The 18,926-nt window shown below is 72.2% G+C and carries 12 protein-coding genes; 8 read left to right on the top strand and 4 right to left on the bottom strand.

Features of this window, described 5'->3' with window-relative positions:
• The first annotated feature begins 54 nt into the window (after window positions 1–54).
• Window positions 55–1,230: an ROK family glucokinase gene (locus ACZ4XX_RS16810; protein ID WP_468508651.1), complete on the top strand. Its 1,176-nt coding sequence runs from the start codon at window positions 55–57 to the stop codon at window positions 1,228–1,230.
• Complete coding sequence (locus tag ACZ4XX_RS16805) at window positions 1,227–1,805, top strand: hypothetical protein (RefSeq protein ID WP_468508650.1); 579 nt, start codon at window positions 1,227–1,229, stop codon at window positions 1,803–1,805. The genes ACZ4XX_RS16810 and ACZ4XX_RS16805 overlap by 4 nt, the downstream gene beginning before the upstream one ends.
• Before the next feature lie 53 nt (window positions 1,806–1,858).
• On the opposite strand, the gene ACZ4XX_RS16800 is transcribed toward ACZ4XX_RS16805, so the two are convergent.
• Window positions 1,859–2,299 (bottom strand): MarR family winged helix-turn-helix transcriptional regulator, encoded by a 441-nt coding sequence (locus ACZ4XX_RS16800; RefSeq protein ID WP_468508649.1) that lies wholly within the window; start codon window positions 2,297–2,299, stop codon window positions 1,859–1,861.
• 147 nt (window positions 2,300–2,446) lie between these two features.
• On the opposite strand from ACZ4XX_RS16800, the gene ACZ4XX_RS16795 reads away from it, so the two are divergent.
• From ACZ4XX_RS16795 to ACZ4XX_RS16770, 6 genes are all read left to right on the top strand, one after another.
• Window positions 2,447–4,006, top strand: coding sequence for an MFS transporter (locus ACZ4XX_RS16795; RefSeq protein ID WP_468508648.1), 1,560 nt, complete (start codon window positions 2,447–2,449; stop codon window positions 4,004–4,006).
• Between the two features lie 443 nt (window positions 4,007–4,449).
• Entirely contained in the window at window positions 4,450–4,668 is a 219-nt protein-coding gene (locus tag ACZ4XX_RS16790) for a hypothetical protein (protein WP_055600716.1), read from the top strand.
• Between the two features lie 129 nt (window positions 4,669–4,797).
• The gene (locus tag ACZ4XX_RS16785; protein ID WP_468508647.1) at window positions 4,798–5,604 is read left to right on the top strand and encodes a hypothetical protein; all 807 of its coding nucleotides are present in this window, start codon (window positions 4,798–4,800) and stop codon (window positions 5,602–5,604) included.
• Window positions 5,605–5,812: 208 nt separating this feature from the next.
• Complete coding sequence (locus ACZ4XX_RS16780) at window positions 5,813–7,954, top strand: NHLP family bacteriocin export ABC transporter peptidase/permease/ATPase subunit (protein ID WP_468508646.1); 2,142 nt, start codon at window positions 5,813–5,815, stop codon at window positions 7,952–7,954.
• Between the two features lies 1 nt (window position 7,955).
• A complete protein-coding gene (locus tag ACZ4XX_RS16775; RefSeq protein ID WP_468508645.1) occupies window positions 7,956–10,895 on the top strand; it encodes an NHLP bacteriocin export ABC transporter permease/ATPase subunit in 2,940 nt (979 codons plus the stop codon).
• 166 nt (window positions 10,896–11,061) lie between these two features.
• Window positions 11,062–11,616, top strand: a complete 555-nt coding sequence (locus ACZ4XX_RS16770) for a hypothetical protein (protein ID WP_468508644.1) — start codon at window positions 11,062–11,064, stop codon at window positions 11,614–11,616.
• A 138-nt stretch (window positions 11,617–11,754) separates the two neighbouring features.
• Here the strand turns inward: ACZ4XX_RS16770 and ACZ4XX_RS16765 are convergent, their stop codons facing one another.
• The 3 genes from ACZ4XX_RS16765 to ACZ4XX_RS16755 form a co-directional block, all read right to left on the bottom strand.
• Window positions 11,755–12,189, bottom strand: coding sequence for a hypothetical protein (locus ACZ4XX_RS16765; protein ID WP_468508643.1), 435 nt, complete (start codon window positions 12,187–12,189; stop codon window positions 11,755–11,757).
• Window positions 12,186–13,322 carry a flavin-containing monooxygenase gene (locus tag ACZ4XX_RS16760; protein WP_468508642.1) on the bottom strand — a complete coding sequence of 379 codons (1,137 nt, stop codon included), beginning with the start codon at window positions 13,320–13,322 and terminating at the stop codon, window positions 12,186–12,188. Before ACZ4XX_RS16760 ends, ACZ4XX_RS16765 begins: the two co-directional genes overlap by 4 nt.
• Before the next feature lie 100 nt (window positions 13,323–13,422).
• Window positions 13,423–18,926, bottom strand: a 5,504-nt coding sequence (locus tag ACZ4XX_RS16755; RefSeq protein WP_468508641.1) for an amino acid adenylation domain-containing protein, incomplete at its 5' end; no start/stop codon positions are given.

Raw genomic sequence — 18,926 nt, 5'->3', positions numbered from 1 at the left:
ACGCGGCCGTGATCGAACGGCCCCTTGACACCCCACCTGGCAGAATCGGAGCCGATGAGTACCTACCGTGACCTCGCCCACCGGGGATCGGCCCGGGGCACCGTGCTGCGGACCGTCGGCACCCGGGAGCGGCGCTCCCATCTGACGGCGCCGCGGGTGCCGACCGTCGGCATCGACATCGGCGGTACGAAGGTGATGGCCGGCGTCGTGGACGCCGACGGCAACATCCTGGAGAAGCTCCGCACGGAGACCCCGGACAAGTCCAAGAGCGCCAAGGTCGTCGAGGACACCATCGTCGAGCTGGTCCTGGACCTCTCCGACCGGCACGACGTGCACGCCGTCGGCATCGGCGCGGCCGGCTGGGTCGACGCCGAGCGCGCCACCGTGCTCTTCGCCCCGCACCTCGCCTGGCGCAACGAGCCGCTCAAGGACGCCCTCCAGAGCCGCCTCGCCGTCCCCGTCATGGTGGACAACGACGCCAACACCGCCGCCTGGGCCGAGTGGCGCTTCGGCGCCGGACGCGGCGAGGACCACCTCGTCATGATCACCCTCGGCACCGGCATCGGCGGCGCCATCCTGGAGGACGGCCAGGTCAAGCGGGGCAAGTTCGGGGTGGCCGGCGAGTTCGGCCATATGCAGGTCGTCCCCGGCGGCCACCGCTGCCCCTGCGGCAACCGCGGCTGCTGGGAGCAGTACAGCTCCGGCAACGCGCTGGTCCGCGAGGCCCGCGAGCTGGCCGCCGCCGACTCCCCGGTCGCGTACGGGATCATCGAGCGGGTCAAGGGGAACGTCCCCGAGATCACCGGACCGCTCATCACCGAGCTCGCCCGTGAGGGCGATGCCATGTGCGTGGAGCTGTTCCAGGACATCGGCCAGTGGCTCGGCGTCGGCATCGCGAACCTCGCCGCCGCCCTCGACCCCTCCTGCTTCGTCATCGGCGGTGGCGTCTCGGCCGCCGACGACCTGCTCATCGGCCCCGCGAGGGACTCCTTCCGCCGCCACCTCACCGGCCGCGGCTACCGTCCCGAGGCCCGTATCGCCCGCGCCCAGCTCGGCCCCGAGGCGGGGATGGTCGGCGCCGCCGACCTCGCCCGGCTCGTCGCCCGCCGCTTCCGCCGCGCCAACCGGCGCCGGGTGGAGCGGTACGAACGGTACGAGCGCTACGCCCAGGCCCTGCGCAGCGGGACCTCGGGCCGGGCCGCCCGTCCCCCCGAGGATCCGCCTTCATGACCCTGCCCCACCAGTCCACCCCGCCGCGCGACCCCGGGGGCAGGCTCCCCGAGGACCACCGTCACATGATCCGCCGCCGTTGGCTGACCGCCGTCATCATCGTCCTGCTCGTGGGCATCCCGGCCGGCTATCTCGTCATCTCCGCGGGCCAGAGCCGCGACAGCGGCCGCGACAAGGAGCGCGAGTCCTCGGCGGCGGGCCTCCAGGACAACTGGCCCTCGCTGATGAAACGCCGGATCTTCGAGGTCCCGATCCCCTCCGGGGCGTGGGGGGTCGCCTACTACGAGACGAGCAACTGGAAGACCAGCCGGCTGTACGTGCAGTTCACGACGACGGCCGCAGGGCTGGACGACTTCCTCGCCGAGTCCGGCACGAGCCGCGCCGCTCTCACCCCGGGCCGGATCACGGTCGGCGACCGTGACGCGGACATCGCGGGCTGGCGCTTCGTCGAGGGCATGACCTGGGCCGGTACGACGGTGAAGCGCGAGGAGCCGCGCCCGGCGACCGACCTGACGGTCGACCTCACCGAGCCGGCCTTCCCCCGGGTGTACGCGGTCTCGACGACGAGTCCCTGAGCACGTTCGGGAAGCTTCCGGAGCGCCCGGCCGAGAGCGCCTGACCCCGTCGGTCAGGCGCTCTTCTCCATGCCCGGGCGCAGCCGGGCGAGCAGGTCGTGGAGGGTCGCGCTCTCGGCCGCGTCGAGGGTGTCGAGTGCGCCGCTGGTGGCCTGCATCTCCTCGCGGACACGGCGGATGACGTCCCGGCCCTCGTCGGTCGCCACGACGTTCTTGACGCGGCGGTCGGAGGGGTCGGGCTCGCGGCGGACCAGGGAGCGGGCCTCCAGGCGGTCGATGATGCCGGTGACGTTGGACGCGTCGCACACGAGCAGGGTGGCGAGGGCGCGCATCGGCAGCGGGCCGTTGAGCTGTGCGAGGACCTTGGCCTGGGTGGAGGTCAGACCGTGGTGCGCCGCGGCGGCCGCGAAGTCGCGCCACTGTGCGGTGCCGATGGCGGCGAGGAGCTCCATGAGCTGGAGCTTGGTGGGGGGCGGGGAGGTCGTCGCGCTCATGGCTCGAGCCTACTCAGAACGCTTGACATTATCAATTGTTTACTTGACCACCTCAAGTATCCGGGTCTACCGTCGGCGAAGTACTTGATGACATCAAACATCGATGATCTGAAGCTCCCGCGTCACCGGAAAAGGCCCCCTCCTGCCATGAGTCATGCCCCCACACCGCCCGCCGCCGATGCCCGGCGCGAGACGGTCATCGTCTTCGCCCTGAGTCTCGCCGCCATGGTCGTCTCGATGATGCAGACCCTGCCGGTCCCGATCCTCGGCCTCATCCGTACCGACCTCGGCACCTCCACGGCCGACGTGAGCTGGGTGACCACCGCCACGCTGCTCTCCGCCGCCGTCTTCACCCCGCTGCTCGGCCGCTTCGGCGACCAGCACGGCAAGAAGCCCACCCTCGTCGCCGTCCTCGGCGTCATGGTCGTCGGCTCCGTCGTCGCCGCCCTCGCCACCTCGCTGCCCCTGCTGATCCTCGGCCGCGTCCTCCAGGGCGCCGCCACCGCGATCTTCCCGCTCGCCCTCTCCGTCTTGCGCGAGGAGGTCAGGCCGCAGAAGCTGCCCGGCGCAATGTCCCTGGTCAGCGGCACCCTCGCCTTCGGCAGCGGCCTCGCGCTCGTCGCGACCGGCCTGCTCACCTCCGGCTCCGACGCCGACTACCGCAGCGCCTTCTGGATGGCGACCGGATTCGCCGCGCTCGCCCTGCTCGCCGTCGTGTTCCTCGTCCCCGCGACCCGCCACAAGACGGGCGGCCGGACCGACTTCCTCGGCGCGCTGACCCTCGGCATCACGCTGCTGCTGCTCCTGCTGCCCATCTCGCAGGGTCACGAGTGGGGCTGGGCCTCGGCCCGGACGCTCGGCAGCTTCGCCGGCGCGGCCGTCATGGCGGTCGTCTGGGTCCTCGTGGAGCGCAAGGTCCGCGAACCGCTCGTCGACATGAAGATGTTCGTCCACCGTCCGGTCCTCATGGCCAACCTGGCCGGCGTCCTCGTCGGCTTCGGCATGTTCGCGAACTTCCTGGGCGTCTCCTACCTCGTCCAGATGCCCGAGGCCCTCACCGGCTACGGCTTCGACGCGTCCATCCTGCGTGCCTCCGTGCAGTTCCTGCTGCCCGGTGCGATCGTCTCGCTGCTCGCCTCCCCGATCGGCGGCCAACTGGTGCGCCACCGCGGGCCGCGCACGGCCCTCGCCCTGGCCGCGGGCCTCGGCGCCGTCGGCTTCGCCTGGCTCGCCCTCGGCCACGGCCACACGGCCTCGGTGATCGGGGCGGGGATCGTCGTCGGCGCTGCCGTCAGCTTCGGCTACGCGGCCATGCCGGCCGTCATCATGTCGAGCGTCCCGCATCACCAGAGCGGCATCGCCAACGGCATCAACTCCATCTCCCGTTCCACGGGCAGCGCGATCGGCAGTGCGGTCGTCACCACGATCCTCGCCTCGCAGACCATCGAGCACCTCCCGGCCGGTGTCCCGCCGCTGCCGGCGGAGTCCGGCTTCACCCTCACCTTCTGGATCGGCGCCACGGCGTTCGCCCTGGTCGCCGTCATCGCGGGGATCGGCCTGCGGGCGCGCGCGGCGACCGGACCGGCCGACGGGGCGGCGCCGGCCGCGGCTCCCGTCGCCGCCACCGCCACCGAAACCGCTCCCGCCACCGCTGTAGAAACCGCTACCGCCACCGCTCCCGTTTCGGAGAAGGCAGTCGCGTCCTAGGGGCGTTCCTCTTCGCCGGAGCGGTGCCCGGGGGTCGGGGCCCGGTCGACATCCGTCGTGTCGACGGCCTCGCCGGGCATCGCTCCGGTGAATCTTCACATGGTGTGAGTGGAGGGGACCCTTCCCCTTACGCCGTTCATCGGCCTTCCGGCCCCGCGCCCGCCGTTCGAGGGGTGTATGTCCCCTTGTGTTCCGCCGGGGTCACGGAGGGCCGATTTCTGTTACTCGATCCTGCGGAGAACCTGTGGCGATCCCCTGGCGATCTGCCAGACAGATCGAAACGCCCTTCGATTCGGTGATGAATTCGTGTGCCGCGGGGCGTCAACTCGGTTGGCCGGGCAACCCGTTCGCGTGCTTACATCTGCACATCGCGGCCGCCGTCGGAACGCTGTTTCATTCCGGCCGGGGTAAAAACATTCACACGAATTGAAGGGTGCGCACACATGCGTAACGACATCGAGACCCGTGAGATCGCCGACGCCGAGCTGGACGCCGTCTCCGGCGGCCTCGCCATCTCCGGTGGTCTCGCCGGCGCCGTGGTCGGCGACGTCAGCACCGTCCTCGGCACCGTGACCTCGCTCCAGACCGTCCAGGGCGTGCAGGCCCTGCCGGGCGTCGTCACGGGCCTCGCCGGTGTCAACGTCGGTGTCGCCGGTCTCTGAGCGGTACACCCGTGAACCCCGGAACGCTTTCCCGTTCCGGGGTTCACGGCTGCCCTTCCCGCCCATCACGGGCGGGCATTCGCCGGTCAATTCGGCAGCCCGTGAAGAATGCAGTCGAAGGAAGAGTCCGTGCAGTTCCGTCAGAAGGCGCTTTCCAAGCTGCAATCGCCCGAAGAACTCGACCTGCCGGTAAGGTTCGCGCGCCCGCAGGGCCGGCTCGTGCTCGCCGTCACCGTCGTCGTGATGGCCGCCGCCACCTTCTGGGCATTCACCGGATCCGTGTCCTCCAAGCTGAGCGCACCCGGCATCCTCACCCGGGCCGACGGCAGTTACCTCCTGCAGAGCCCGTTCGCGGGACAGGTCACCGCCGTCCACGCCGAGGAGGGGCAGCAGGTGTCCCCGGGCGCACGTCTGCTCACCGTCCGGACGCCCCAGGGCGACCGGGACGTCCGCGTGGTCGACGGAGGACGGGTGACGACCCTCCTCGCCAAGACCGGCCTCGTCGTCACCACCGGCGCCGACGTGGCGACCGTGGAACGCGTGAAGAACCCGGACGACCCCCTGGTGGCCATGCTCTACGTGCCCGGCGGCAGCGGCGCGGCGATCCCCGTCGGCGCCCAGGTCGACCTCGGCGTCCAGTCCGCGCCCCGGCAGCGGTTCGGTGTGCTCCGCGGCCGGGTCAAGGCGGTCGGCCGCGCCCCCCAGACACCGGCGCAGATCAGCGGCTTCCTCGGCGACAGCAGACTCGCCGCGCAGTTCGCCCGGAACGGCAACCCCGTCGCGGTGCTCGTCCAGCTGGAGCGCTCGGCCGCGACCACGTCCGGCTACCGGTGGTCCTCGGCCGACGGACCCCCGTACGCCGTCGACTCCACGACGCCCGTCACCGGAACCGTCCACCTCGCCGCGCAGCGCCCCGTCGACTGGCTGCTCCCGTGACCGCGTCGCCCGACACGACCCCCCAGCCCGATTGGCCGCTCCCGTGACCGCGTCGCCCGACACGACCCAGACCCCCCAGCTCCCGCCCGCCGGACACCGGCGGCTCCAGCCCGCGCCGCAGGGCGGCAGCCGGCGCCGCCGCCCCGAACCGGCCGGCCGAAGCCCCCGGCGCCGCCGGCCCGTTCCCCAGGGCCGTACGCCCCGCCCCGTGCGCACCCCCACCGTGCTCCAGATGGAGGCGGTCGAGTGTGGCGCCGCCGCGCTCGCCACGGTGCTCGGCCACTACGGCCGGTTCGTCGCCCTGGAGGAGCTCCGCATCGCGTGCGGCGTCTCCCGCGACGGGTCGCGCGCCAGCAACCTCCTCAAGGCGGCCCGCAGTTACGGTCTGAAGGCCAAGGGCATGCAGATGGACCTGGCCGCGCTCGCCGGAGTGGGGCCGCCGGCCATCCTCTTCTGGGAGTTCAACCACTACGTCGTCTACGAGGGCATCGGGCGCCGTCTCGGCCGCCGGGGCGTCCACATCAACGACCCCGCCAAAGGCCGGCGGTTCGTGCCCATGGACGAGTTCGACACCAGCTTCACCGGAGTCGTGCTCACCTTCGAGCCCGCCGAGGGCTTCCGCCGCACCGGGCGCAGGCCCAGTGTCCTCAGTGCCATGCCCGCCCGCCTGCGCGGCACCTCGGGCACCCTCCTCGCCGCCGTGCTCGCCAGCCTCCTCCTCGTCGTGGTCGGCGCGGCGATACCCGCGCTGAGCCGTACGTACATCGACATGTTCCTGATCGGCGAGCAGACGTCGCTCCTCGGTGTGCTCTTCGCGTCGATGGCGGCGGCCCTCCTGCTCACAGCGGTGCTCACCCTCCTCCAGCAGTCCAACCTGCTGCGCGGCCGCATCATCACCTCCACCCTCGGCAGCGCCCGCTTCCTGCGGCATCTGCTCCGGCTGCCCGTCACCTTCTTCTCCCAGCGCAACCCGGCCGACCTGGTCCAGCGCCTGCAGTCCAACGACGCGGTCGCCGAGACACTGGCGCGGGACCTCGCCGCCGCCGGCGTGGACGCGGTGGTCGTCGTCCTCTACGCGGTGCTGCTCTGGACGTACGACCCGCAACTGACGGTCGTCGGCATCGGCATCGCGCTGCTCAACGTCCTGGCCATGCGGATCGTGATCCATGTGAGGGCCACCGACACCCAGAAGCTCCGCGCCGAGAGCGCCCGGCTGACCAACACCTCGTACAGCGGTCTGCAGCTCATCGAGACGATGAAGGCCACCGGCGGCGAGGACGGCTTCTTCCGCCGTTGGGCGGGTCAGCACGCCGTCACCCTCGACGTGCAGCAGCGGCTCGGCGTGCCCAGCATGTGGCTGGCGATCGTCGCCCCGACGCTCGCCGCGCTCAACAGCGCGCTGATCCTGCTGATCGGCGGCCTGCGCGCGGTGGAGGGGCACCTCTCGGTCGGCCTGCTCGTCGCCTTCCAGGCCCTCATCACCAGCTTCACCACACCGATCACCCGCCTCAACGGCGTGGCCGGCCGCGTCCAGGACTTCGCGGCCGACGTCGCCCGGCTCAAGGACGTCGAGAACTTCCCCGTCGACCCGGTCTACTCACGGCGCGAGCCGCCCGCCGCCACCCGCCGCCTCAAGGGCCATGTGGTGCTCGACGGCATCACCTTCGGCTACAGCCCGCTGGACGCCCCGCTCCTGAAGGACTTCTCGCTCTCGGTCGGCCCCGGGCAGCAGGTCGCGCTCGTCGGCGGCTCCGGCAGCGGCAAGTCCACCGTCTCGCGGCTGATCTCCGGGCTCTACGCCCCCTGGGAGGGCACCATCCGCATCGACGGCATGCGGCTCGAGGACATCCCGCGCGGCGCCCTCGCCGCCTCCGTCTCCTTCGTCGACCAGGACGTCTTCCTCTTCGAGGGCACCGTCCGCGACAACGTCGCCCTCTGGGACCCCTCCCTCCCCGACGAGGCCGTCGTGGCCGCCCTCGAGGACGCCGCCGTGTACGAGGTGATCGCGCGCCGCCCCGGCGGCATCCACAGCCGGGTCGAGCAGGACGGCCGCAACTTCTCCGGCGGCCAGCGGCAACGCCTGGAGATCGCCCGGGCGCTGGTGCGCCGTCCCAGCGTCATGGTCCTCGACGAGGTGACCAGCGCCCTGGACGCGGCGACCGAACGCCTCGTCATCGACAACCTGCGACGCCGGGGCTGTGCCTGCGTGGTCATCGCCCACCGCCTGAGCACCGTCCGCGACAGCGACGAGATCGTCGTCCTGGAGCGGGGCACCGTCGTCGAGCGCGGGCGGCACGAGCACCTGCTCGCGGCGCGGGGCGCGTACGCCGAACTGGTCAAGGAGCACTGAGGTGACGTCCCCCCACCCCGCACCCGTCGCCGTGGACCCGGTCGTGGCCGCCCTGGGCGGGCTCGGCACGCCCCTCGACTGCGCGGGCCTGCGCAGCCTGTCCCTGGAGGGGCCGCTCGTGCTGTGGCTCGTCGTCGAGGGCGAGCTCGACCTGTTCGCGATCGACGCGGCGCAGGAGGGCCACTGGCACTTCCTGGGCCGCCTCGCGCCGGGCACGCTGCTGCTCGGACCGGCCGAGGGCCCCGGCCACACGCTGATCGGCCGCCCCCTGCAGGGCTGCCTGCTGCGCCGCATCGAACTGCGCGAGCTGCAGCCGTACGGGCCCGGGGCGTACGGGCCGGATCCGTACGGGCCGGGGGAGTACGGCCACGACCCGTACGGCCACGCCCCCCACGGACAGGGACAGTTCGGGACGGAGGCGTACGGGCCGGGGGAGCACGGTGTCGTCGACGTGGCGTTGAGCCCCCTGGAGAGCGCCTTCGCGCTCGGCATCGGGCGAGGACTGCGCGTCCTCTACCAGGCGCCGTTGGAGAGCCGCGCCACCGCAGGCCCGGGCACGGCCGACGACGACGTCCTGTGGATGCAGATCACCCCGGGCAGCGTCCGGTACGGCGCCGTGTACGAGGGGTACGACGGCCACGACACCGCGGCCGCGCTCCTCGTCGACGGGGCGATGTGGCAGGGCATGGTCGACCAGCAGTACCGGCTGCTGTACGCCCTGGACAACTGGATCGAGCAGGTCGAGCGCGCCCACGAGGACCGGACGGCGGCCGGCATCGAGGCCGGTGAGGCCGCCCGTACCCATGCCGACCAGGCTCTGCTCGCCTCCATCGGCCGCTCCGGCGGCCGGTCGCGCGGGGCGTCCGGGCGCGGCGGGAGCGACGACGCGGCCTTCGCCGTGTGCCGGCTGGTCGCCCGCGAGGCGGGCGTCACCCTGTCGGAGCCGGTCGGGTCCGGCGAAGGCGCCGGGCGGACCGACCCCGTCGAACGCATCGCGCTCGCCTCGCGCGTCCGCACCCGGGTCGTCAGCCTCCACGGCCGCTGGTGGCGCGAGAACAGCGGGCCCCTGGTGGGGCGGCGGGAGGACGACGGCGCACCGGTCGCCCTGCTGTGGCGGCGCGGCGGTTACGTGGCCGTCGACCCCGCCACCGGTGTCCGGGAACGGGTGGGCGCCGGTGACGAGGGCCTCTTCGAACCCGCCGCCGTCATGTTCTACCGTCCGCTGCCCGACGGGAGGCCGCGTCTGCTGCGGCTGCTCCGGTTCAGTCTGCGGGGGACCGGCGGGGATCTGCGCAGTCTCCTGGTGGGCGGTCTGGTCGCCGTCGCCCTCGGGGCGCTCGTCCCCATCGCGACCGGCAAGGTCCTCGGCGAGTACGTACCGCACGCCGAGGACAGTCTCATCGTGCAGACGGCGCTCGCCCTCGTCGCTGCGAGTGTCGTGTCGGCCGCGTTCATGCTGCTGCAGAACATCGCGATCCTGCGGGTGGAGGGCCGCGTCGAGGCCACGCTGCAACCGGCCGTCTGGGACCGGCTGCTGAGGCTGCCGGTGACGTTCTTCGCGGGCAGCTCCACCGGAGAGCTGGCGAGCGCGGCCATGGGCGTCAGCGCGATCCGCAGCGTGCTCTCCGGCATCGGCTCGGTCTGTCTGCAGGCGAGCACCGTCGGCACGATGAACCTCGTCCTGCTGCTCTTCTACAGCGTGCCGCTGGCTCTGGTCGCGCTCGCCATGCTGTTCGTCGTCGCGGTCCTCTTCCTGGGGCTCGGGCTGTGGCAGCTGCGGTACCAGCGGCAGCTGCTCAGGCTCGGCAACAAGCTCAACAACCAGGCGTTCCAGACCCTGCGGGGGCTGCCCAAGCTGCGCGTGGCCGCCGCCGAGAGCTTCGCCTACGCCGCCTGGGCGCGGGAGTTCGCCCGCACCCGGGAGCTCCAGCAGCGGATCGGCCGGATCAAGAACGTCGTCACCGTCCTCAACGCGGTCTGCCCGCCGCTGTGCATGCTGGTGATGTTCATGCTGCTCGCGGGGCCCGCGAGGGGCAGCATGTCCGCCGCCGAGTTCCTCACCTTCAGCACGGCCGTGACGATCCTGCTGTCCTCGGTCACCCAGCTGACCGGCGCGCTCATCTCGGCCGCCGCCGTGCAGCCGATGTTCGAGCAGATCGGTCCGGTCTTCCGGGAGACCCCCGAGGTGCGGGGCTCCAGCACCCGGCCGGGGGTGCTCAGCGGGGCGGTCGAGGCGAAGAACCTGTCGTACCGGTACACCGAGGACGGTCCGCTCGTCCTGGACGACGTGTCGGTGCAGGTGCGGCCCGGCGAGTTCGTCGCGATCGTCGGGGCCAGCGGCTGCGGCAAGTCGACCCTGCTCCGCCTGCTGATCGGCTTCGACAGGCCGGTCGCGGGCAGCGTGCTGTACGACGGTCAGGATCTGGCGGCGCTCGACCGGGCGGCCGTACGCCGGCAGTGCGGCGTCGTCCTGCAGAACGCTCAGCCGTTCTCCGGGTCGATCCTCGACTGCATCCGCGGGGCGGAGCCCTATCCGCCGGAGGAGGCCTGGGAGGCGGCCGCCATGGCCGGTCTCGCGGAGGACATCAAGGCCATGCCCATGGGCATGCACACCATGCTGTCGGACGGGGGCGGCACGGTCTCCGGCGGCCAGCGCCAGCGGCTGATGATCGCCCAGGCCCTCATCCGCAAGCCGCGCGTCCTCTTCCTGGACGAGGCGACCAGCGCCCTGGACAACGAGGCCCAGCGCGTCGTCATCGAGTCCACGCGCACGCTGCGCGCGACGCGCGTCGTGATCGCCCACCGGCTGTCCACGATCATGGACGCGGACCGGGTGATCGTCATGGCGGAGGGCAGGGTCGCCCAGCAGGGACCGCCGGCCGAACTGCTCGCCGACACGAGCGGTCCGTTCCATGCGCTCGTGCGCCGCCAGCTCGGCTGATCGGCTCCCCGCGCGGATCCATGGAGAGGGCGCCGTTCGGAATCCGACCCTCCTGGACGGAAACGCCGGAATGCCTCGACGGAAGGGCTTTCGATCAGGGAAGCTGTCCCCAACAGGCCTTCAAACAGGCGTAGTTGAACGGTTTCGTATCATTACGGGGGAGACGATGACGAGTTCCGTACACCGTTGGCCGGCACGCGTGGCAGTCGCGGCGGCCGCGACCTTACTGATAACCGGCGGTACGGCCGGTGCCGCCTTCGCGGCCGAGACGGAGGGCGCGGCCCCGGCCGTCGTGGCGTACGACCCTCCTGTCAACAGCACGGCGAACTTCGCGGTGGTCGCGACCACGCACCCGGACACCGTGGGCTGCAACGGCTACAACGTGACGGGGACGGGGACCGCCAGCGGCAAGCCCACCACCGGCGGGACCTGGACGCAGGACGAGGTGGTGTGTACCGCGACCATCCCCGGCAAGTACGACATCAAGGGGACCGCGACCATCACGGAGGCCGACGGGGACAGGTTCACCATCAAGTACCAGCTCACCGCGCCCCTGACCTCGGCGACCATGGTCTACCCGACCGGCACGTTCACGATCACCGGGGGGACCGGCAACTACGCGTTCGCGACCGGCAGCGGCAAGATGAACGCCCGGGTCAACCTGCTGGACCACGACCACGTCACCTCCACGATCATGGGGGACATCCTGTTCACGGGCTGACCCCCGCGGTGGTCGATCAGCGGCGGTCGACGGTGTGCCACCTCGACCGCCACCGGGAGCCGGCTCCGTCCCCGGGGCCGGCTCCGCCCTTCTGGCGGCGCAAGCTCAAGCCGGTCCGGTCACCCCGGACCCCGGACCTCAGACCGCCAGCCGATCCGCCGTCTCGGCCAGCAGCTCCCGCTGCCCGTCGGCGTCGAGACCCAGCTCCCGTACCAGGCGCAGCGTCAGCACGAGCCGGGCCTGGATCGTCGTCTCGGGGTCCGGGTGCTCAGCGCCGGGCGCCGCACCCTCGTCGAGCCCGGCGGCGACCAGGCCTTCGAGGAACGCCGGGTCGAAGTCCTCCGCGCCGGCGTCCAGCGAGCCGAGGACCTCCGCGACGTAACCGCTGATCTCCCGCGGTGTCGCCCCCTCCGGGAAGCGGCGGCGGGCCGCGATCCCGAAGGCGGTGCCGACCGCCTGCCCGTACCGCGGGCCGGTGGGGTCGAGAGCGGCCGACTTCTGGGCGAACCCGATGAAGTCGAAGGCCAACAGGGCACCCAGGACGTCGAGTTCGGTGGAGGTGGCACTGGTCATGACGGAAGGCCTTCTGTCGTGGGCGGAGTGGTCGTGGTGTCCTTGCCCCGGGCGGTGGCGACGATCGCCGTCGCGACGTGCTCGGCGTCCCGGCCGACGAAGCCGATCAGCGCCGAGCCGCGGGTACGCATCCGGTACAGGCCCAGGTAGTAGCTGCCGGGCACGGCCCCCGTGCCCTCGGTGTGCCGCGGCTGCCCGTCGTCGTCGAGCATCTCCGGGTCGAGCCAGCTCCAGTCGGTACGGAAGCCGGTCGCCCAGATCACCGTGGACGGCTTGACGCGCTCGCCGTCCGCGACCAGGAGCTCGGCGCCGTCGGCCGCGGTGATCCGGCCCACGGTCCGGATCCCGCCCGCCGCGACGAGCCCGGGCACCCGGTCGCCGACGACCGGATCGGGCGCCTCCATGCTCACGGGCAGACGCATCACCCCGAGGACGCTCATCCACCAGAACATGTCCCGGCCGACGACCGTCTGCGGCAGAGGCGGTGACACGGCCTCGCTGCAACCGAGCACCACGGAGTGGGTCGCGGACAGCTCGGCGGCGATCTGCCGACCGGAGTTCCCGTCGCCGACGACCACCACGGTCCCCGGGGCCACCTGCGCGGGGCTCCGGTACTCGCTGGTGTGCAGGGTGGGCACGTCCGGACTCAGCGCCGCGGCGAACTCCGGCAGACGGGGGATGCCGAACGCCCCCGTCGCGATCACGATCTGCCCCGCCCTGCACACGCCGTGCGTCGTGCTCAGCAGAAAGCCGTCCCCGTCCCTGCGTACCGACAGCACACGGTGATCCGGCAGCACCGGCAGGTCGAACCGCTCGGCGTACTCCCGCAGGTACGCCACCACCTCGTCCTTGCCGGGGTAGTGCCTGCCGTCGCCGGGGAAGGGCAGGCCCGGCAGCCCGGAGAACTGCGCGGACGTGAACAGCTTCAGCGAGTCCCAGCGCCGCTCCCACGTCTCGCCGACCTCGCCGCCCGCGTCGAGCAGCACGCACTCCACGCCGGCCCGCCGCAGGTGGTACCCGACGGCGAGCCCGGACTGCCCCGCGCCGACGACGGCGACCGGCACGGTGGCCGGCAGCGTACCCGTCCGCTCACCGTCCTGCCGCCGTATCGGGTCGGCCTGATCAATTCGCATACCGATCGTCCTCACTTCTTGGACCTGGCCCCGGGGAACCGGAGGACCGGTCCGGGATGGATCGGCCGGGCCGCCCCGCGGGCGGCCCGGCCGGGTCGGTTCAGTGGGCGTCGAGAGCCCGCCGCAGCTCGTCCGCCAGGACCCGCAGCCGCTCACCGCGCATCACCGTGTAGTGGTCGCCGGGCACGTCGACGAGAGTGGCGTCGCCGGGGAAGTACTCCATCCAGCGGGACGCGGTCTCCACGGACGCACCGCCGTCCGCCGCCCGCAGCGACAGAACCCGGCCGGCGAAGGTGCTGGGCGCGTACCGCAGCAGGGCGCGGTAGTTGCTCTGGAACCGGCCGACGATGGAACTCAGCGTGTCGAGATCGATGTCCTCGGACAGAGCCCCCGCCGCACGTGCCGCGGTGTGCAGGACCTCCACCGGCGGACGGCCGTCGAACGCCTCCGCCGGCAGCTTCCACTCCACCCCGGCGAGGCCCGCCAGATCCCGGGCGAACCAGGACAGCAGCATCTCGTCGGAGACCGGCTCACCCGCGGCAGGTCCGGGCCGCTCCATCAGATCGACCACGGCGAGCAGCTCCACCTCCGACCCCGCCGCGGTGAGCTGCGCCGCCATCTCCAGGGCGATCACACCACCCATCGACCAGCCGCCGACCCGGTACGGGCCGTCGGGCAGCGCCTCACGGACCGCGGCGACGTAGTGGGCGGCCATCTCCTCGACGCTCAGCAGCTCCGTGTCGGGGAGCTGCAGCGCGTAGAACGGCTGGTCGTGGCCGAGGAGTTCGGCGAGTTCCGCGTAACAGAGCACGTCACCGCCGACCGGGTGGACGAAGACCAGCGGAGTCCGCCATCCCGTGGTGCGCACCGGCACGAGCGCCCCGCGGCCGTCGTCGACGCTGCCGGCCTCCCGGACCGCCTCGGCGAGCAGCTCGATGGTCGGCCGGGCGAAGAGGCTGGACAGCGGCAGGCTGCGGCCCAGACCGCGGGCGATCCTGGACATCAGGCGCACCGCGAGCAGCGAGTCCCCGCCGAGATCGAAGAAGCTCGCGGTCACCCCGATCTCGGCGACACCGAAGAACTCCGCCCAGATCTCCGCGAGCCGGCGTTCCACCTCGTCGCGGGGGGCGACGAAGCCGGCGCCCTCGACGGCGACCTCGTCGGGCGCGGGCAGCGCGGCCCGGTTCACCTTGCCGTTGTCGCTGAGCGGCAGTTCGTCCAGCACGAGGACCCGCTGCGGCACCAGATGCTGCGGGACCACCTTGCGCAGCGACTCGGTGATCTGCTGCTCGGTGTCGTCGCGCCCGCCGTCGAGGACGACGTACGCGATCAGCCGCTTGGGCCCGTGCTGCTCGCCCGCCGCGACGACCGCGGCGGCCCGTACGCCCTCGCACTGGGTGAGTGCGGCCTCCACCTCGCCCAGTTCGATGCGGTAGCCCTGGATCTTGACCTGGGAGTCCTGCCGGCCGAGGAACTCGATGGTGCCGTCCGGCAGGAAGCGTCCCAGGTCGCCCGTGCGGTAGAGCCGCTCACCGGTGACCGGGTGGTGCAGGAAGGCGGCGCCGGTCTTGGCCCCGTCGTTCAGATAGCCGCGGGCCAGACCGACCCCGGCGATGTAGAGGTCGCCGGGCACCCACACGGGGCACGGCCGCATCGCACCGTCGAGCACGTGGAAGCGCTGGTTACGCATCGCCGTGCCGTAGGGGATGCTCACGCAGTCCTCGTCGACCTCACCGATGGGGTGCAGGATCGACCAGATCGACGCCTCGGTGGCGCCGCCGAGGCTCCACAGCTCGGCGTCCTCCAGGAGCAGCCGGATCCGGCCCGGCAGGTTCACCGGGATCCAGTCCCCGCTCATCATGACCAGCCGCAGCGGTAGCCCGGTGAGCCGGTTCGCGAGGGCGTGCTCGGTGAACATCTCCATCAGCGCGGGCACGCTGTTCCAGATCGTCACCCCGTGCTCGGCGACGAGCTCCGCCCATCGGGCGGGCTCGCGGTGCGCCGACGGCTCGGGGAGCACCAGTGCACCACCCGCCGAAAGCAGTCCGAACACGTCGTAGACCGAGAGGTCGAAGTGCATCGCGGACAGTCCGAGGGCCCGGTCGGCGGCCGTGACGCCATAGCGCTCGTTGACGTCGACGATCGTGTTCAGGGCCGCGCCGTGTTCGATCATCACGCCCTTCGGCAGACCGGTGGAACCCGATGTGAAGATCACATAGGCCAGGTCGGTGGGCATGGCGCCGGACGGCCCGAGCGGCTCGAGCCCACCGCCCGCATCCCGGTTCGTGCCGTCGCCCGGCTCACCGGCCCCCTCGTCGGCCCGCACCACGGTCCGGGCCACGCCCTGCGGCCAGTCGGCGATGCCGTCCACCCAAGGCTGGGTGACCACCCGGCTGATCCCGGCGCTGTCGAGCAGCACATGCAGCCGCTCGGCGGGCACCCGCGCGTCGATGGGCACGTACGCCGCACCCGCCCGCAGGATGCCGAGGGCCGCGACGACCTGCTCCCAACCCTTGTCCATCACGATGCCGACCAGGTCGCCGGGGCCGGCCCCCAGCGCACGGAGCCGCTGCCCCACCTGGTGCGACCTGCGCTCGAGATCCCCGTACGTGAGGGTCAGCGACCCCGTGACGACCGCGGGCGCGTCGGGCGTCTCCGCCGCCCGGGCGAGCACGGCGTCGTGCAGCAGCCCGTCGGGCACCGGCCCGTCGGTGGCGTTGGCCTCGGCCCGTACGTCCAGGTCGGCCACCGGAGCGAGGGCTGGCCTGGGCCGCTGCCAGGCCGCCGCGTCACGGGACAGATCGCGCAGCGTCCGCTGGTAGGCGGCGAACATCGCGTCGATGCAGCCCGCCGGGAACAGCTCCTCGATCACGTCCCAGTTCAGCAGGAGCTCGCCTGCCTCCTCGACCGCCTGGTGGTCGAGCCACACCTGCGGGGTGCGGACCGAGCTGCTCACCTGGCGCCCGTTCTCGCCGATCCCGGCGAGGTACTGCACGACCCCACCGCGTTCGCCGTCCTGCTGACCGGCCATGTTCACCAGGCTGGTGAAGACGACCGGCGCGGCGGCCCGCACCGAGGCGCCGCGCGCCCGGTTCAGCTCCCGGAGCACCTGCACACCGCTGACCTGGCTGTGCTCCATGTCGCTCCAGAGCCGGCTCTGGACCTCGCAGGCGCGGGTGGCGAACGAGTCGGTCGGCGTGTCGCGGATCTCCAGCATCAGGGTCGTGGAGAACTGACCGATGACGTCGCCGACCTGGGGGTGCAGCGGCAGCCGGTTGAAGTAGAGCAGGTTCAGGGAGAAGTCGGGAGTGGCACTCCATTCCGCGATGACCTGTGCGTACGCGGTGCACAGAGCCGCCGACGGGCTGACCCCGGCCGCCGCGGCATGCTGCTTGAACCGGTCCCAGTCCTCCCTGGCCAGGGTCGCGCCGCGGTGGTGGAACACCGGCCGCTCCAGGCTCGACGGGTCTACGGCCAGCGGCAGTTGGGGTGCGGGCGGCAGGGTGTCGAGCCTGTCACGCCAGTAGGCGAGCGCCCGGTCGTACTCGGGTCCGGCCTCCAGGGCGCGGGCCTCCCTGACGTAGTCCCGGTAGCGCAGCCGCAGTTCGGGCAGCGTCTCACCGCGGTAGTGCGCCGCCCACTCCTTGAACAGGATCGACGTGCTGAAGCCGTCGATGACCAGGGCGTCGAAGCCGGCGTGCAGCCGGATCACCCGCTCGTCGACGCGGGTCACCCGCACGTCGAACAGCGGCCAGCGCGTGGTGTCGAAGACCTGGTGCCGCATCTCCTCGTGCACGGCGACCAGTTCGGCCTCGCGCTCGGCCGGAGCCAGTGCGGAGGCGTCCGTCTCCCGGATCACATAGGCCGGGACGTCGCGCTGGATGCGCTGCTCACCGTCGGTCGTGAAGACCGCCCGCAGCATGTCGTGGCGCTCGATCATCGCCCGGAAGGACGCGCCGAGCCGGTCCAGGTCCACGTTCTCCAGGTCGATCTCGATCTGGAAGTACGTAGAGGTGTTGCCGAGTTCGAAGGCGTCGCCACGGCCCACGAGGTAGGCCTGCTGGAGGTCGGTCAGACCGAACGGCTCGTAGCGCTCGGAGTCGTCCTCGACCACGACCGTCCCGCCGTCGGCCTGCGGGGCTTCCGCCTCCGCACTCTCGTGGCCCTCCGTGCCGGAGTCGAGGGAGGCCAGGACGTCGTCGGCGATGTCTTCCGTGCAGCGGCCTTCGAGGAACGCCGCCATCGGCAGCAGGACGTCGAACTCCTTGTTGAGCGTCGTCCGGATCTTCATCGCGATCAGCGAGTCCAGACCGAGCGCCTGCAGCGACTGCCGGGCGTCGAGCCGCGCCGCCGTCGTCCCGAGGGCCCGGGCGACGGTCCGGGTCACGAAGGCCCGCGCCGCGTCGGGCGCCACGGCGGATGTCGCCTCGGCCGCCGGAACCGGAGCCGGACCAGGGGCCTGGGCGTGGGCCGGAACCGGAGCCTGGGCCCGGGCCGGAGCCGGGGCCCGTACGGCCGCGGGTACGCGGTGCGCCGTCGGCGCTTGCGCCGTTTCGGACTCCGCCACCGGCCGGGCCGGGGCGGCGACGAACCGTACGCCGTCGGCCTCGGCGACCAGCCGACCGTTCGCCGAGACGAGCCGGATACGCGCCCGGGTGCCGCCTTCGAACAGTTCGGCGTGACATCGGAGCCCATCCTGGGGGCCGCCGCGTCCGTAGTGGACGAAGCGTTCGAGACCGGCCGGCACGAGAGCCGGGCCGTCCGCCGGGAAACAGGCCACAGCCGTCTGGAACATCGCGTCGACGAGCCCGGGGTGGATCACGTACGCCTCGGTCTCACCGGGCGCGGCGGACCGGATCTCGGCGGTCGCCTCGTTCCGGCCGAGCCTGATCCGCTCCACCCAGCGGGCGGCGGAGCCCAGGTACAGGGCCCGCTGCCACAGCATCCGGTACAGCTCGTCGCCGGTCAGCCCACGGCCCGATCCGCCCGCCGCGAGCGCCACGGTCGGCGCGGCCGCCGCACCCGACCGGGCCAGGGCCTGCGCGTGCAGCTGCCAGCCCCCGGCCGAGTCCTGCGCGTGGTAGGTGAACAGGTCGCCGTTCACGACGAGTTGAGCCGCCTGCTCCCCGCCTTCCGGCGCGAGCGTCAGATCGGCGGGAAGCTCCAGGTCCTGGACGGACACCGGTCCCGCTCCGGCGAGTTCGGTGACCGCTTCGATCAGCGACTCCACGAACACACCGGCGCTGACCACGGGCCGCCCACCGACCACGAAGTCGCCGAGACAGGGGTGCGCCGACGGGTCGAGCGGCGGGGAGAACTGGGCCTGAGCGAGCGGCGACGACGGCAGCCGCACACCCAGCAGGCCTGCCGACTCGGCAGCCTGCGCCACCGGGCGGGGCGCGCCGGGCGCCGCCGAGGGGGCTTCGGGTTCGAGCCAGTAGTGCCGGCGCTGGAAGGGGTAGGAGGGGAGTTCCACCGTGCGGGCCTGGTAGGGCTGCAGGAGTGTGGGCCAGTCGACGGTGACGCCGTGGGTCCAGGCTTCGGCGGCGGATTCGACGAAGCGTTCGAGGCTGCCGGTGTTGCGGTGGAGGGTGCCGACGACGG

It is taken from the genome of Streptomyces sp. NPDC029956, assembly GCF_055574655.1.
This window is presented reverse-complemented; position numbering and strand designations above follow the sequence as displayed.